The sequence below is a fragment of the Thauera sp. WH-1 genome (assembly GCF_047806685.1).
In the GTDB taxonomy this organism is placed as follows: domain Bacteria; phylum Pseudomonadota; class Gammaproteobacteria; order Burkholderiales; family Rhodocyclaceae; genus Thauera.
Window position 1 is genome coordinate 145,523 of sequence record NZ_JBLQGP010000004.1, and the last position, 14,245, is coordinate 159,767.

The window sequence follows — 14,245 nt, forward strand, 5'->3', positions numbered from 1 at the left end:
AGATGAAGACATCCCGACTGAAGAAGCTGCATGCGCTCAGCGCAGTGGCGCTCGCCGCCGCCGGTTTGCTCGCCGGCTGCGCCACGCCGCTGCCGGCGATGCCGCACGACGCCGCAGTGGAGGCGGATCCGGTCGCCGAGCTACGCCGTCTTGGCGAGGCCGTCGTCGCCGAGCCGCGCAACGCCGACCTGCGCGCGCGCTACCTGGCCCGGCGTGACGCGCTCGCGGTCGGCTGGCTCGGCGAGGCCGAGCGCGCACGCGCCTTCGCCCAGTTCGAGCAGGCCGAGCGCCTGTACCGCGAAGTGCTCAGTGTCGATCCAGCCAATGCCCGCGCCCGTAGCGGCCTCGACACCCTGACCGACGAGCGTCGGCGGCTGCAGCGCCTGGACGAGGCCGAGGCCGCCTATGTGCGCGGCGACAGCGCCAACGCTGAGCGCCTGGTGCGCTCCGTGCTGGCCGAATCCCCCGCCAACACCCGTGCCCGCCGCCTGCTGCGCGAGCTCGACGAGCGTCGCCTGCTGCAGCCCCCGATCGCCTCGCTGGCCGGGCCGCTGACGAAGAAGGTGAACCTGCAGTTCCGCGATGCCCCGCTGCGCGTGGTGTTCGAGGCCTTGTCGCGCGCGGCCGGGCTCAACTTCGTGTTCGACAGCGACGTGCGCGACGACGCCCTGGTCAGCCTGTTCGTGCGCGACACCTCGGTCGACGAGGTCATCAAGCTGCTCACCGCCACCCAGCAGATCGAGCGCAAGCTGCTCAACGCCAATTCGGTGCTGATCTACCCGGCCACGCCGGCCAAGCAGCGCGAATACCAGGAGCTGGTGTCGCGTAGCTTCTACCTCGCCAACGCCGACGTGAAGCAGGCGCTCAATCTCATCAAGCAGGTGGTGAAGACGCGTGACGTCTTCATCGACGAGAAGCTCAACCTGCTGGTGATGAAGGACACGCCCGAGGCGATGCGCCTGGCCGAGCGCCTGGTCGCCGCGCTCGACGTCGCCGAGCCGGAGGTGATGCTCGAGGTCGAGGTGCTGGAGGTGAGCCGCAGCACGCTGCGCAAGATCGGCCTCGAGTTTCCGCAGCAGATCGGCTGGGGCGCGATCGACGGCCAGAACGTCGGCCCCTTGCGCGAGGGTGTCATCAAGCTCAACGACACCGGCGGGCTGGTGCCCTTCGTGTCCAACCCGGCGGCGGTGCTGCGCCTGCGCGCCGAGGACGGCGACACCACGCTGCTCGCCAACCCGCGCATCCGGGTCAAGAACCGCGCCGAGGCCAAGGTGCATATCGGCGAGAAGGTGCCGGTGTTCACCACCACGTCGACCGCCAACGTCGGTGTGGCGGCGTCCGTGAGCTATCTGGACGTCGGTCTCAAGCTCGACGTCGAGCCGAGCGTCACGCTGGATGACGAGGTGGCGATCAAGGTCGCGCTCGAGGTCAGCAACATCGTGCGCGAGGTGCCCGGCCCCGAAGGCTCGCTCGCCTACCAGATCGGCACTCGCAGCGCCGCGACCACGCTGCGCCTGAAGCACGGTGAGACCCAGGTGCTGGCCGGACTCATCAACGACGAGGAGCGCGGCAGCAACCTGCGCCTGCCCGGCCTGGGCGACCTGCCGGTGGTGGGACGCCTGTTCTCGTCCGAGCGCGACCAGGCGGCGCGCACCGAGATCGTGCTGCTGATCACCCCGCGCATCGTGCGCAACATCGTCGCCCCCGCCTTCACCCGCGACGACCTCGCCGCCGGCACCGAGGCCCTGGTCGGCGCGGCGCCGCTGCGCATTGGACCGATGGCGCCGGAGAGCCTGCTGGTGAGCGGCACCGGCCAGCCCGGGGTTGCGGCTGCCGCGGCAAGCGTGGCGGCGACGTCCTTGCTGCCGTCGGGCGCAGCCGAGTTCGACCCCGGCAGCGTGGTGGTCGATCTGGCCGCGCCCGACAGCGCCGTCGCGGGCGGCGCCCTGACGCTGTCGCTCAAGCTCGATGGCCGCGGCGGCCACAACGGCGTGCTGATCGAGTTCGACTACGACGTCGAGCGCCTCGAGCCGGTCGGCTTCGCGCCGTCCGAGAACGGCCAGGCGACCACCGCGCTGCCCGCAGGCAACCTGCCGACGACGGTGCCAATCGGCTTCAAGGTCAAGGAAGGGGCCACCGGCGCGGCCAACGTGCGCATCAATGGTCTGATCTTCGACCTCGGCGGGCGCCAGGTGCCGGCTCCGGCCGCCGGCGCGGCCGCGGTCAACATCCTTGCCCCATGACGCGGCGCGCGCGAGGCTTCACGCTGATCGAACTGGTGGTCACCCTGGCCATCATCGGCGTGCTCGCTGCCGGCGTGCTGCCGCTGGCCGAACTGGCTGCGCAGCGCAGCAAGGAGTCGGAGCTGCGCACCGCATTGCGCCAGGTGCGCAACGCGCTCGACGCCTACAAGGCCGCCTATGACCAAGGCCGCATCGAGCAGAAGACCGGCGCCTCGGGCTATCCGCCCAACCTGCGCGTGCTGGTCGAGGGCGTGCCCGACGTCAAGGACGACGAGGGCCGGCGCATCTACTTCCTGCGCCGCCTGCCGCGCGACCCGATGCACACCGACCCCAGCGTCGAGCCCGAACGCAGCTGGGGCCGGCGCAGCTACGCCAGCCCGCCCGATGCGCCGCGCGAGGGTCAGGACGTGTTCGACATCCATTCGCTGTCCGAGCGCACCGGGCTCAACGGCGTGCCCTACAAGGAATGGTGAGCGCATGACCCGCTTCGTGCCGCCGGCGCTGCGCCGCGGCTTCACCCTGATCGAGCTGCTGGTGGTGATGGCGATCATCGCCACCCTGCTCAGCATCGCCGCGCCGCGCTATTTCGGCCAGGTCGACAGCGCGCGCGAGAAGGCGCTGGCGCAGTCGCTGGAGGTCATGCGTGACGCAATCGACAAGTTTCGCGCCGACACCGGCAAGTACCCCGCCACGCTCAACGAGCTGGTCGACAAGCGTTACCTGCGCAAGCTGCCTGTCGACCCGATGACCGAGTCGGCCCAGACCTGGGAGCTGGTGCCGCCGCCGGATCCCGCCGACAGCGGGGTGTGGGACGTGCGCAGCGGCGCGCGCGGCAGCGGACGCAACGGCCGACCCTTTGCCGAGTGGTAGCACGATGGGCCTGCGCGCCGGCCAGCGTGGCTACACTTATCTGCTGGTGCTGTTCCTGGTCGCCGGCATGGGCCTGTTCGTCGCCCGTACCGGCGTGGTCTGGCAGCAGGTCACCCAGCGTGAGCGCGAGGCGGAGCTGATCGCCATCGGCGCCGAGATGGCCCGCGCGCTTGCCAGCTACGCGCGCGAAACCCCGGTCGGCACGCCCTCGCGGCCCACCGAACTCGCCCAGCTCGTCGAGGACAAGCGCTGGCCCACGCCGCGCCGCCATCTGCGCAAGGTGTATCGCGACCCGATGACCGGAACGACCGAGTGGGGCGTCGAGCGCGACGGCAACGCCATCCTCGGCGTGCATAGCCTGTCGACCCAGGCGCCGATCCGTCGCGACGGCTTTCCGCCCGAGCTGGGCGACGTCGCGGCAAGCGCGGCGGGCTATGCGGAGTGGGTGTTCAGGCCGGTGGTGGATTGAGTCGCTGCCGCGCGCATCAGGGCTCAGGGCTTGCCTGAGCCCGACCCCATCAGCTTGCCCAGCAGATCCACCGGCACCGGAAACACCAGCGTCGAGCTCTTGTCGCCCGCCACCTGGGTCAGCGTCTGCAGGTAGCGCAGCTGCATCGCCGCCGGGTCGCGCGACAGCATCTGGGCGGCTTCGAGCAGGGTCTCGGCGGCCTGCTTCTCGCCCTCGGCGTGGATCACCTTGGCGCGCCGCTCGCGCTCGGCCTCGGCCTGGCGGGCGATGGCGCGCACCATGGTCTCGTTGAGGTCCACATGCTTGATCTCGACGTTGGCGACCTTGATGCCCCAGGCGTCGGTCTGGGCGTCGAGGATCTGCTGCACGTCGGTGTTGAGCTTCTCGCGCTCGGACAGCATCTCGTCGAGCTCGTGCTTGCCGAGCACCGCGCGCAACGTCGTCTGCGCGAGCTGGCTGGTCGCGTTGAAGTAGTCCTCGACCTGGATGATCGCCCGCTGCGGGTCGACGACGCGAAAGTAGACCACCGCATTGACCTTGACCGACACGTTGTCCCTGGAGATGACATCCTGCGAAGGCACGTCCATGGTCACCACGCGCAGGTCCACCTTCACCATCTGTTGCAGGCCGGGGATCACGATCACCAGGCCGGGACCTTTCACCCGCCAGAAGCGGCCGAGCATGAAGATGACGCCGCGCTCGTACTCGCGCAGGATCTTCAGCGCGGCAATGATGAGGAAGATCAGCAGCAGGACCAGCGGCGCAAAGCCGAATTGAAGGTCGATCATCACGATGTACTCCCCGGGTAGATGTGGGATGAATCGGTTGGGCTCTCGGCCGGGACGACCTCGAGGGTGAGGCCGTCGATGCCCTGGACGCGGACGCGGCTGCCCGGGACGAGTGGCTGCGGGCTGCGCGCGCGCCAGGTCTCGCCGTGCACGTGGATCCACCAGCCGCCGCCTTCGGCGGGGGCGCCGACAGTGCCGAGCGCGCCGAGCATCTCCTCGCTGCCGCTGACCACCGGGCGGCGATGGCTGCGCGCAGCGAAGGTGCCGATGGCGATGATGATGGCCGCGCTCGCCAGCGCCATGCCGACGATGAGCGCGAGCGGGATGCCGAAGCCGGGCACGTCCGCATCCATCAGGAACAGGCCGCCGACCACGAAGGCGATGATGCCGCCCACGCCCAGCACGCCGAAGCTGGGCAGGAAGGCCTCGGCCAGCATCAGCGCCGCGCCCACCGCCAGCAGCAGCACGCCGGCCCAGTTCACCGGCAGCAGCTGGAAGGCATAGAGCGCGATCAGCAGCGAGATTGCGCCCGCCACGCCGGGCACGCCGAAGCCGGGCGAGGTGAATTCGAAGAACAGTCCGTACATGCCGATCATCATCAGGATCAGCGCCACCTGCGGGTTGGCGAGCGCCGCCAGCACGCGGTTGCGCCAGTCGGGCTCCAGGCGCTCGACGGCGAGGCCGGCGGTGGCCAGGGTGCGCGTGCCGTCGAGCACGGCGACCTCGCGGCCGTCGAGCTTTTTCAGCAGCTCGGCGGTGTCGAAGGCGATGACGTCGATCACCCCCGCGGCCAGTGCCTCCTCGGCCGACAGGCTGGCGGCCTCGCGCACCGCGCGCTCGGCGAAGTCGACGTCGCGCCCGCGCAACTGCGCCAGGCTGCGGATGTAGGCGGTGGCGTCGGACATCGACTTGGCCGCCATGGCGTCCGCGGGTGTGGTGGTCTGCGGTCGGGAGCCCGCGGCTGCGGGCGGGGCGGGCGGGCGCGGGTCGGTGCCACTGCCGTCCTCTGACCCGGACGCCTCCTTGGCGTGCTTCGCCTCTGCGCCCTCCTGATCATCCGCGCCTGCCTGCCCGGCCGGCGGCGCCTCGCGCGGTGAGGTCCGTCCCGGCTGGGGGCCGCCGATGCCGATCGCCACCGGCGTGGCGGCGCCCAGGTTGGTCGCCGGCGCCATCGCGGCAATGTGGCTGGCGTACAGGATGTAGGTGCCGGCGCTTGCGGCGCGCGCCCCTTCGGGCGCGACGAAGGTCGCCACTGGCACGGGTGAGGCGAGGATGTCCTTGATGATCGCGCGCATCGAGGTGTCGAGCCCGCCCGGGGTGTCGAGCTCGATGACCACCAGTTGCGCCCCGGCGTCGGCTGCGTGTGCCAGGCCCTTGCGGATGTAGTCCGCGCTCGCCGGGCCGATGGCGCCCTCGACGCGCAGCACCAGTGCGCCGCCTGCCGGCTGCGCCGTCAACGCGCCTGCCAGCGCCATCGACAGGGCAAGGACGATCAGCACCAGGCTGAAGAAGCTTCGCATGAGCCTGAATGCGCTTGTCGTCATCTCGCCTCCTTCGTCGTCCTGCGCCGCCGAACCCTGCTGCCGGCCCTGTGAGTCCGAGTGTAGATGGCGCGGACAAGTTCGCGCCAACAAACTCGGCCCGGCGCATGCGCCTGCGCGCCTCGTCGGACGAGGTCGGGTCGCGGCTTCAGTAACCGCCGAAGCGATCCATTTTGCGCCGGTCGCGCTTGGTCGGGCGGCCATGCAGGTCGGCGCCGGGCGTGGCGGCAAACTTGCGCAGTTCGCGGGCGCGCTCGCGCGCCTCGATGCTCTCGGCGGTCTCCTCGTACAGCGTCTGCGCGACCGTGGCCGAGCCGCGCTTGTCGGCGATGGCGCGCACGATCACGGTGCGCGTGTCCTCGCCGATGGTGATGTCGAGCCGGTCGCCGACCTTCACCTCGCGGGCCGGCTTCACCGCCAAGCCGTTGAGCTTGACCTTGCCGCCATCGACCGCCTCGGTGGCGCCGGTACGATGCTTGAAGAAGCGCGCGGCCCACAGCCACTTGTCGAGGCGGGTGCGGGCGGCGTCGGCGGATAGGGCGTCGGGGGCGGGCATGAATGGAAGAGGAGCAGGAAAGGAAACGGCGCTGCCGACATTATCGGCAGCGCCGCGCGCGCGTGCAAAACGGGCTTTCCAGCGGGCCGGTCAGCCGATCATGCCGGCGCCCACCGTGTTGTTGGTGCTCTCGTCGATGATGATGAAGGCGCCGGTGGCGCGGTTGTCCCTGTAGCGGTCGGCGACGATCGGCTGCGCGAGCTTGAGGGTGACGCGGGCGATGTCGTTCATCGCCAGGCCGGCGGCGGCTTCATGCTCGAGCGTATTCACGTCCAGCCGGTAGTCGATCTTCGCCAGCTTGGCCTTCACCTCGCGGGTGGTGTGGCGCACGAGGTAGGTGCGCGCCGGCGACAGCGGCGTCTCGGACAGCCAGCACACGGTGGCGTCGATCTGCTTGACCGGCTCGGGCGCCTCGCTCGACTTGACGATGAGGTCGCCGCGCGAGATGTCGATCTCGTCCTCGAGCAGCAGGCTGACCGACTGCTCGTGGATGGCGCGCGGCAGGCTCTCGCCGCCGATCTCGATCCGCTTGATGCGGCTGGTGGAACCCGAAGGCAGCACCGTGACCGCGTCACCGACGGCGATCTCGCCCGATTCGACCCGGCCCATGAAGCCGCGGTAGTCGTGCAGCTCGGGGTTGGCCGAGTCCTGCGGTCGGCACACGAACTGCACCGGGAAGCGGAAGTCCTCGGCCTGCTCGGTGTGGGCGGCGGGGGCGTTCTCGAGGATGTCGAGCAGGGTCGGACCCTGGTACCAGCCCAGGCGCTCGCCGCGGTCCACGATCATGTCGCCTTCCAGCGCCGAGATCGGGATGAAGCGCACGTCCGCGATGCCGAGCCTGCCGGCGAAGGCGAGGTAGTCGGCCTTGATGCGCTCGAACACCGCCTGGTCGTAGTTCACCAGGTCCATCTTGTTGACCGCGACCACCAGGTGCGGGATGCCGACCAGGCTGGCGAGGTAGGAGTGGCGGCGGGTCTGCGTGAGCACGCCCTTGCGCGCATCGATGAGGATGATGGCGAGGTTGGCGGTGGACGCGGCGGTCACCATGTTGCGGGTGTACTGCTCGTGGCCGGGGGCGTCGGCGATGATGTACTTGCGCCGGCCGGTGGAGAAGTAGCGATAGGCGACGTCGATGGTGATGCCCTGCTCGCGCTCGGCCTGCAGGCCGTCGGTGAGGAGCGACAGGTCGACCGCGCTCATCCCGCGCTTGGCGGAAGTTTTTTCGATGGCGTTGAGGGTGTCGGCGAGGATGGTCTTGGTGTCGAACAGCAGACGGCCGATCAGGGTGCTCTTGCCGTCATCGACGCTGCCGCAGGTCAGGAAGCGCAGCAGGCCGTTGTCGATCTCGGGCAGGTGTTCAGGGGCGGACATGGTCATGATTCCTTCAATCTTTCTTCGTCAAATTCGGTTGCTGGCGAGGCGTGGGTGCCTGCGATCCGCCGGGGCGCTGCCGGGAATTTCTTCCGCAGCCCCGGAAGAAATTCCCCGTGCGCGTCCCCGCAACGAACCGTCGATCACCAACACCCCAAAATCAGAAATACCCTTCCTTCTTCCGCTGCTCCATCGACGCCTCGGAAGTCTGGTCATCCATCCGCGTCGCGCCACGCTCGGTGATCGTGGTGGTCGCCGTCTCGGCGAGGATCTTCTCCACCGTATCCGCATCGGATTCCACCGGCGCCGTGCAGGTGATGTCGCCCACGGTGCGGAAGCGCACCAGCACGTCCTCGACCACGTCGCCGTCCTGCGCCGGCGTCAGGTCCGTCACCGGCTGCAAAAGTCCACTCTTGCGCACCACCGGGCGCACATGTGCAAAATAGATTGACGGCAACTCCAGCTGCTCGCGCTGGATGTACTGCCACACGTCGAGCTCGGTCCAGTTGCTGATCGGAAACGCCCGGATGTTCTCGCCCTTGTGGCTGCGCGCGTTGTACAGGTTCCACAACTCGGGGCGCTGGTTCTTCGGATCCCACTGACCGAACTCGTCGCGGAAGCTCATGATGCGCTCCTTGGCGCGCGCCTTCTCCTCGTCGCGGCGGGCGCCGCCGATGCAGGCGTCGAAGCCGAACTCCTCGATCGCCTCGAGCAGCGTCACCGACTGGTGCTTGTTGCGCGACTCGCCCGGGTGCTTGAGCACCACGGTGCCGCGCGCCATCGAGTCTTCCACCGAGCGCACGATCAGGCGCTCGCCCAGTTCGGCGGCGCGCTTGTCGCGGAAGTCGGTCACTTCCTTGTAGTTGTGGCCGGTGTCGATGTGCATCAGCGGGAAGGGGAAGCGGCCCGGCCGGAAGGCCTTCTCGGCCAGGCGCAGCAGGCAGATCGAGTCCTTGCCGCCGGAGAACAGCAGCACCGGGTTGGCGCACTGGCCGGCGACCTCGCGCAGGATGTGGATGGCTTCGGCCTCGAGCCAGTCGAGGTGGGACAGAGTCTGTTTGGTCAGCGTCGACATGTTGTGATTACCGTTGCGGATGCTTGTTCGGATGGGGGCGGAAGGCGCGCAGCGCGGCTTTCAGGCCGGCGCGCAGCGCTTCGAGGCGGTGTTGCAGGCTGCGGCGGTGGGCGCCGACGGCGGTGCCGTGCGCCGCCTGGGCAGGGTGCTTGCCGTTCATCGTGTCAGCCCTCCTTGACGTGCAGGCCGCATTCCTTGGACTCGGGGTTCTCCCACCACCAGCGCCCGGCGCGCACATCCTCGCCGACGGCGATCGCGCGCGTGCAGGGCGCGCAGCCGATGCTGGGGTAGAACTGGTCATGCAGCGCGTTGTACGGGACCTCGTTGATTCGGATATAGGCCCAGACCTCGGTCTCCGTCCAGTCCGACAAGGGGTTGAGCTTCTGCAGACCGTTGGCGGAATCGAACTCGCGCAGCGGCAGACCGGCGCGGGTGACCGACTGGGCGGCGCGCAGGCCGGTGATCCAGGCCTTCTTGCCGGCCAGCGCGCGGCGCAGCGGCTCCATCTTGCGCACACCGCAGCAGGCCTTGCGCAGCTCGACCGAGTCGTAGAAGGCGTTGATGCCGTGGCTGCGCACCAGGCTCTCGACCGCCGTGGCGTCCGGGAAGTAGATCTTGAGCTTGGTGGCGTAGCGCCGCTCCACCTCGCCGATCAGGGTGTAGGTCTCGGCCGGCAGGCGACCGGTGTCGAGCGAGAAGATCTCGATCGGCAGCGCGTTCGCCAGGATGAGGTCGGTGAGCACCATGTCCTCGGCGCCGAAGCTGTTGGCGAAGGTGAGCTCGCCCTGGTCGCCGAATTCGGCCACGGCCTCGCGCAGCAGCGCCTGGGCTGCCGCCGCCTTGGCGCCGACCGTGGCGCGCAGGGCGTCAGTGAGTTGCGGGTGGGTCGCCGGGTTGCCGGCGCCCGGACGCAGCAGGGAGACGCTGGCGTTCATCAGGCGGCCTCCTTGTTCAGCGGGTTGCGCGGCTGGCGGCGGAACAAGGGTTCCGGGCGGTCGACCGCGCCCTGGTAGGGCTGGGAGAAGTCGCGCAGGCTGGCGAGCGCCGCCTCGAGCTGCGCCGGCGTGTATCTGCCTTCGCGCGGCTGCAGCACCGAAAAGCCGCAGCGCAGCAGGAAGAAGAACTGGTCGCGCAGCACGTCGCCGATGGCGCGCAGTTCGCCGGTGTAGCCGTGGCGGGTGCGCAACAAGGTGGCGATCGAGTAGCCGCGGCCATCGGCGAACTTGGGGAAGTCGATCGCGACCAGCTGCAGGCGCAGCAGATCGTCAGCGAGGGCGGCGGGGTCTTCGTTGCCGGCCAGCCACACGCCGAGCACGCCGGCTTCGGCCTTCGCCAGCAACTCGCTGCGACGCGCCTGCCACACGGCCAGCGGCACGATCACGCGGCCCGGCGGCAGCGCGACGGTGGCGGCCTCATCCACGTTGGCGCCCTCGGCCAGGCGCAGCACCGTCCATTCGTCGGCGTGGACGCGGCCGTTCTTGATGATGTCAGACATGGGCGGTCTCTCCGGCTTGCTGGCGCGCGCTGCGTTCGGCATACACGCGGGTCTTGAAGGATTCGACCCCGATGCGGCGCACGGTGTCGATGAAGCGCTCGTCGTCGTGGCGGTTGTCGATGTAGTTGTTGATCAGGGAGCTGATCACGTCGGGCATCTCGGCCGCGGCGAAGGACGGGCCGATCACCTTGCCCAGCGCGGCCTGGTTGCCCTGCTCGCCGCCGATCGTGACCTGGTACCACTCGGCACCGTTCTTATCGACGCCGAGGATGCCGATGTGGCCGACGTGGTGGTGGCCGCAGGCGTTCATGCAGCCCGAGATGTTGATCTCGAGCTCGCCGATGTCGAACAGGTGGTCGAGGTTGTCGAAGCGGTCCTGGATGGCGTTGGCGATCGGGATCGACTTGGCGTTGGCGAGCGCGCAGAAGTCGCCGCCGGGGCAGGCAATGATGTCGGTCAGGAGGCCGATGTTGGGCGTCGCCAGGCCGATCGCACGGGCCGCCTGCCACAGCGCGAACAGTTCGCTCTCACGCACGCTGGCCAGGACGATGTTTTGCTCATGGGTGCTGCGCACCTCGCCGAAGGCGTAGCGGTCGGCCAGATCGGCGACGGCTTCGAACTGGTCGGCGGTGAGGTCGCCCGGCGCCACACCGTAGGGCTTGAGCGACAGCACCACGCTGGCATAGCCCTGCACGCGGTGGGCGCGCACGTTGCGGCGTGCCCAGGCGGCGAAGGCCTTGTCCTCGGCGAGGCGGGCACGGTAGCCCGTGTCCGCTTCCAGCGCGCCCAGTACGGGATCGTTGAAACGGCTGGCGACGCGGTCGATCTCGGCCTGGGTCAGCGTGGACGGGCCATCCTTGAGGCGGGCGAACTCTTCCTCGACCTGGCGCGCGAACTCGGGCACGCCGAGCGCCTTCACCAGGATCTTGATGCGCGCCTTGTAGGCGTTGTCGCGGCGGCCGTGCAGGTTGTAGACGCGCAGCACGGCCTCGCAGTAGTTGAGGATCTGCTGCCAGGGCACGAAGGCGGCGACCTCCTCGCCGATGATCGGCGTGCGGCCCAGGCCACCGCCCACCAGCACGCGGAAGCCCAGTTCGCCGGCGGCGTTATGCACGACGTCGAGGCCGATGTCGTGCACCTGGATCACCGCGCGGTCCTCCTTCGCCCCGTTGACCGCGATCTTGAACTTGCGCGGCAGGAAGGCGAACTCGGGGTGGAAGGTGCTCCACTGGCGCAGGATCTCGCACCACGGGCGCGGGTCCACGATCTCGTCGGCGGCGACGCCGGCAAAGGGGTCGGAGGTGACGTTGCGGATGCAGTTGCCCGAGGTCTGGATGGCATGCATCTGCACGCCGGCGAGCAGGCCGAGGATCTCGGGCACGTCTTCCAGGCGCGGCCAGTTGAACTGGATGTTCTGCCGCGTGGTGATGTGGCCGTAACCGCGGTCGTAGCGACGGGCGATGTGACCCAGGGTGCGCAGCTGCTTCGAATTGAGGTTGCCGTAGGGCACGGCGATGCGCAGCATCGGCGCGTGGCGCTGGATGTAGAGGCCGTTCTGCAGGCGCAGCGGGCGGAATTCGTCCTCGCTGAGCTCCCCGGCCAGGTAGCGGCGGGTCTGATCGGCGAACTGGGCGACACGCTCATCCACGATGCGCTGGTCGTATTCGTCGTACTGGTACATGGCTGGCTCTCTTTTTGGGGCGTCGTTGTGCGCTGCATCGTATCGCCGAGGTTTAGTTTCAAAAAGACATTTTGAGTTAGTATTCAAGAAGATTTGGTTATATAGGATGACCGCCATGAACATCCAGCAACTGCGCTACATCCAGGAGGTGGCTCGGCGCGGGCTCAACGTGTCCGAGGCGGCCGATGCGCTGTTCACCTCGCAGCCGGGCGTGTCCAAACAGATCCGCCTGCTCGAGTCCGAGCTCGGCATCGAGATCTTCGTGCGCCATGGCAAGCGCCTGGTGGACATCACCGAGCCTGGGCGGGCGGTGCTGGAGATCGCCGAGCGCGTGCTGCACGATCTCGCCAACCTGCAGCAGGTGGGCGAGGAGTTCGCCAACGAGGCGAGCGGCAGCCTGTCGATCGCCACCACCCACACCCAGGCGCGCTACGTGCTGCCCCGCGTGGTGCGCGACTTCATGCTGCGCTACCCGCAGGTCAAGCTGTCGCTGCACCAGGGCAATCCGCGCCAGGTGTGCGAGATGGTGCTCGACGGCACGGCCGATATCGCCATCGCCACCGAGGCGATCGCCGACTACGACGAACTGGTGATGCTGCCTTGCTACCAGTGGAACCGCTGCGTGGTGGCGACGCCGCGCCACCCCATCCTGCGCGAGTCGCCGCTCACGCTCGAGGCCATCGCGCGCTACCCGATCATCACCTATGACGATGCCTTTACCGGCCGCAGCCACATCAACAAGGCCTTCATCGGGCGGGGCCTGAAGCCCAATGTGGTGCTGTCGGCGATCGACTCGGACGTGATCAAGAAGTACGTTGAGCTCGACCTGGGCATCGGCATCCTGGCGCGTATGGCCTACGACGCCGAGGAGGATCGCAGGCTGGGCATGGTGGACGCCTCGCACTTGTTCGAGTCGAGCACGACGCGCATCGGCCTGCGCAAGCGCGCCTGGTTGCGCGCCTATGTATACGCCTTCATCGAGGGCTTCGCACCGCACCTGACGCGGCGCATGGTGGAGGCGGCGGTCGCGGGCGGGGGGTCCGACCCAGGGCTTTAGGGTGGGACCTTCAGCCGCGCTCGAACCAGCGCCGCAGGCGCGCGCCGCGCAGGCCGGCGCCCAGGCCGGCGATCAGGCGCACGCGCGCCTTGAGCGGATCGAGCGCGCCGGCGTTGAGCCAGTTGCCCGGCCTGTTCGCGCGTTGAGGGCTGACGCCACCGCCGCAGCGGCTGGCGAGCACCACCGGGACGGCATGCGGCAGCTCGTGCAGCGCCGGCAGCCAGCTCTCGGGCAGGCTGGCGTTGCCGGGCAGGGCCAGCACCAGGCCCGCGCCGCCGGTGAGCAGGCTGGCGCGCGCCAGGGCGCGGGCCACCGCAGAAGCCAGCGCGGGCGAGCTCCCGGCGCCGACCGTCAGCAGCTCGACCGGCGGCAGGGTGACGAGCTCGGCAGGCAGGCTGATGCGGCTGTAGCGGTAGGGGGTGAGCGCCTGCAGGGCCGCGTCACTGGCCAGTACGCTGAGTGCGTCAGGCGTGCTGAAGGCGTCGACTGCGGTCGGGTGGCGCTTGGCGAGGCTCGCCGCCGGCAGGATACGATCGCCCAGCACCGCGAGCACGCCAGCGCGCGCGGCTGCCGGGCGGCAGGCGAGCTCGACCGCCTGGTAGAGGTTGAGCGGCCCGTCAGCCGACAAGGCCGTCGCCGGGCGCATCGCCGCGGTCATCACGATCGGCTTGCTCGCATTCACCGTGATCTGCAGGAAGTAGGCGGTCTCTTCCAGCGTGTCGGTGCCATGCGAGATGACGATGCCGTCCACCGCCGGATGCGCGGCCAGCATCTGCACGCGGCGCGACAGCAGCAGCCAGTGCTGCGGCGTCATGTCCTTGCTGTCGATGTTGAAGAGCTGCTCGAAGGTCAGCTCGGCCAGGCGGGCGAGCTGCGGCACCGCCGCCACCAGGGCTTCGGCGCTGAGCTGGCCCGCGGTGTAGCCGCGGGTGTCGGTCGCCGAGCTGGCGGTGCCGGCGATCGTGCCGCCGGTGGCAAGCAGGATGAGGCGGGGTTTGCGGGGGCTCAGGGCGGTGGTCAAGACAGCCTCGGTGCGAGCGGGCGCGGTGGTGGAGAGGTGGGATGGCGATGAGACGAGCGCAGATTCTAATGGATCGTC

The 14,245-nt window shown here is 69.2% G+C and carries 15 protein-coding genes; 5 read left to right on the forward strand and 10 right to left on the reverse strand.

Translation table 11 applies throughout. The annotated features are described in order from the left end of the window. Positions 1–2: 2 nt before the first annotated feature. The 4 genes from ACMV5O_RS06295 to ACMV5O_RS06310 are packed head-to-tail and all read left to right on the forward strand — an operon-like array spanning position 3 to position 3,582. Entirely contained in the window at positions 3–2,243 is a 2,241-nt protein-coding gene (locus ACMV5O_RS06295; RefSeq protein WP_416162697.1) for a secretin N-terminal domain-containing protein, read from the forward strand. Further along, on the forward strand, positions 2,240–2,716 hold the full coding sequence (locus ACMV5O_RS06300) for a type II secretion system protein (RefSeq protein ID WP_416162698.1): 477 nt from the start codon (positions 2,240–2,242) through the stop codon (positions 2,714–2,716). Before ACMV5O_RS06295 ends, ACMV5O_RS06300 begins: the two co-directional genes overlap by 4 nt. 4 nt (positions 2,717–2,720) lie before the next feature. Beyond that, positions 2,721–3,113: a type II secretion system protein gene (locus ACMV5O_RS06305; RefSeq protein ID WP_416162699.1), complete on the forward strand. Its 393-nt coding sequence runs from the start codon at positions 2,721–2,723 to the stop codon at positions 3,111–3,113. A gap of 4 nt (positions 3,114–3,117) precedes the next feature. Beyond that, positions 3,118–3,582, forward strand: coding sequence for a type II secretion system protein (locus ACMV5O_RS06310; protein ID WP_416162700.1), 465 nt, complete (start codon positions 3,118–3,120; stop codon positions 3,580–3,582). Between the two features lie 23 nt (positions 3,583–3,605). On the opposite strand, the gene ACMV5O_RS06315 is transcribed toward ACMV5O_RS06310, so the two are convergent. From ACMV5O_RS06315 to ACMV5O_RS06355, 9 genes are all read right to left on the reverse strand, one after another. Next, complete coding sequence (locus tag ACMV5O_RS06315) at positions 3,606–4,370, reverse strand: slipin family protein (RefSeq protein ID WP_416162701.1); 765 nt, start codon at positions 4,368–4,370, stop codon at positions 3,606–3,608. Further along, complete coding sequence (locus ACMV5O_RS06320; RefSeq protein ID WP_416162702.1) at positions 4,370–5,914, reverse strand: NfeD family protein; 1,545 nt, start codon at positions 5,912–5,914, stop codon at positions 4,370–4,372. The genes ACMV5O_RS06315 and ACMV5O_RS06320 overlap by 1 nt, the downstream gene beginning before the upstream one ends. A 145-nt stretch (positions 5,915–6,059) precedes the next feature. Further along, complete coding sequence (locus ACMV5O_RS06325; protein WP_416162703.1) at positions 6,060–6,467, reverse strand: RNA-binding S4 domain-containing protein; 408 nt, start codon at positions 6,465–6,467, stop codon at positions 6,060–6,062. A gap of 90 nt (positions 6,468–6,557) precedes the next feature. After that, on the reverse strand, positions 6,558–7,838 hold the full coding sequence (gene cysN / locus ACMV5O_RS06330) for a sulfate adenylyltransferase subunit CysN (protein ID WP_416162704.1): 1,281 nt from the start codon (positions 7,836–7,838) through the stop codon (positions 6,558–6,560). Positions 7,839–7,998: 160 nt separating this feature from the next. Then, complete coding sequence (gene cysD, locus ACMV5O_RS06335) at positions 7,999–8,913, reverse strand: sulfate adenylyltransferase subunit CysD (protein WP_416162705.1); 915 nt, start codon at positions 8,911–8,913, stop codon at positions 7,999–8,001. Between the two features lie 7 nt (positions 8,914–8,920). Then, positions 8,921–9,073 (reverse strand): hypothetical protein, encoded by a 153-nt coding sequence (locus ACMV5O_RS06340; protein WP_324536936.1) that lies wholly within the window; start codon positions 9,071–9,073, stop codon positions 8,921–8,923. Between the two features lie 4 nt (positions 9,074–9,077). Continuing rightward, complete coding sequence (locus ACMV5O_RS06345) at positions 9,078–9,848, reverse strand: phosphoadenylyl-sulfate reductase (protein WP_416162706.1); 771 nt, start codon at positions 9,846–9,848, stop codon at positions 9,078–9,080. Next, positions 9,848–10,408, reverse strand: coding sequence for a DUF934 domain-containing protein (locus tag ACMV5O_RS06350; protein WP_416162707.1), 561 nt, complete (start codon positions 10,406–10,408; stop codon positions 9,848–9,850). The genes ACMV5O_RS06345 and ACMV5O_RS06350 overlap by 1 nt, the downstream gene beginning before the upstream one ends. Then, complete coding sequence (locus ACMV5O_RS06355) at positions 10,401–12,089, reverse strand: nitrite/sulfite reductase (RefSeq protein WP_416162708.1); 1,689 nt, start codon at positions 12,087–12,089, stop codon at positions 10,401–10,403. The genes ACMV5O_RS06350 and ACMV5O_RS06355 overlap by 8 nt, the downstream gene beginning before the upstream one ends. 115 nt (positions 12,090–12,204) lie before the next feature. Here ACMV5O_RS06355 and cysB point away from each other — a divergent pair, with 115 nt between their 5' ends. Next, positions 12,205–13,146 carry an HTH-type transcriptional regulator CysB gene (cysB, locus tag ACMV5O_RS06360; RefSeq protein WP_324536943.1) on the forward strand — a complete coding sequence of 314 codons (942 nt, stop codon included), beginning with the start codon at positions 12,205–12,207 and terminating at the stop codon, positions 13,144–13,146. 10 nt (positions 13,147–13,156) lie between these two features. Here cysB and ACMV5O_RS06365 read toward each other — a convergent pair whose 3' ends face one another. Then, positions 13,157–14,167, reverse strand: coding sequence for an asparaginase (locus ACMV5O_RS06365; RefSeq protein ID WP_416162709.1), 1,011 nt, complete (start codon positions 14,165–14,167; stop codon positions 13,157–13,159). Positions 14,168–14,245: the final 78 nt, after the last annotated feature.

Bases quoted from the DNA above. Each gene is read 5' to 3' on its own strand.
- ACMV5O_RS06295 (WP_416162697.1), top strand. From the start codon at position 3: ATGAAGACATCCCGACTGAAGAAGCTGCATGCGCTCAGCGCAGTGGCG.
- ACMV5O_RS06300 (WP_416162698.1), top strand. From the start codon at position 2,240: ATGACGCGGCGCGCGCGAGGCTTCACGCTGATCGAACTGGTGGTCACC.
- ACMV5O_RS06305 (WP_416162699.1), top strand. From the start codon at position 2,721: ATGACCCGCTTCGTGCCGCCGGCGCTGCGCCGCGGCTTCACCCTGATC.
- ACMV5O_RS06310 (WP_416162700.1), top strand. From the start codon at position 3,118: ATGGGCCTGCGCGCCGGCCAGCGTGGCTACACTTATCTGCTGGTGCTG.
- ACMV5O_RS06315 (WP_416162701.1), bottom strand. From the start codon at position 4,370: ATGATCGACCTTCAATTCGGCTTTGCGCCGCTGGTCCTGCTGCTGATC.
- ACMV5O_RS06320 (WP_416162702.1), bottom strand. From the start codon at position 5,914: ATGACGACAAGCGCATTCAGGCTCATGCGAAGCTTCTTCAGCCTGGTG.
- ACMV5O_RS06325 (WP_416162703.1), bottom strand. From the start codon at position 6,467: ATGCCCGCCCCCGACGCCCTATCCGCCGACGCCGCCCGCACCCGCCTC.
- cysN (WP_416162704.1), bottom strand. From the start codon at position 7,838: ATGTCCGCCCCTGAACACCTGCCCGAGATCGACAACGGCCTGCTGCGC.
- cysD (WP_416162705.1), bottom strand. From the start codon at position 8,913: ATGTCGACGCTGACCAAACAGACTCTGTCCCACCTCGACTGGCTCGAG.
- ACMV5O_RS06340 (WP_324536936.1), bottom strand. From the start codon at position 9,073: ATGAACGGCAAGCACCCTGCCCAGGCGGCGCACGGCACCGCCGTCGGC.
- ACMV5O_RS06345 (WP_416162706.1), bottom strand. From the start codon at position 9,848: ATGAACGCCAGCGTCTCCCTGCTGCGTCCGGGCGCCGGCAACCCGGCG.
- ACMV5O_RS06350 (WP_416162707.1), bottom strand. From the start codon at position 10,408: ATGTCTGACATCATCAAGAACGGCCGCGTCCACGCCGACGAATGGACG.
- ACMV5O_RS06355 (WP_416162708.1), bottom strand. From the start codon at position 12,089: ATGTACCAGTACGACGAATACGACCAGCGCATCGTGGATGAGCGTGTC.
- cysB (WP_324536943.1), top strand. From the start codon at position 12,205: ATGAACATCCAGCAACTGCGCTACATCCAGGAGGTGGCTCGGCGCGGG.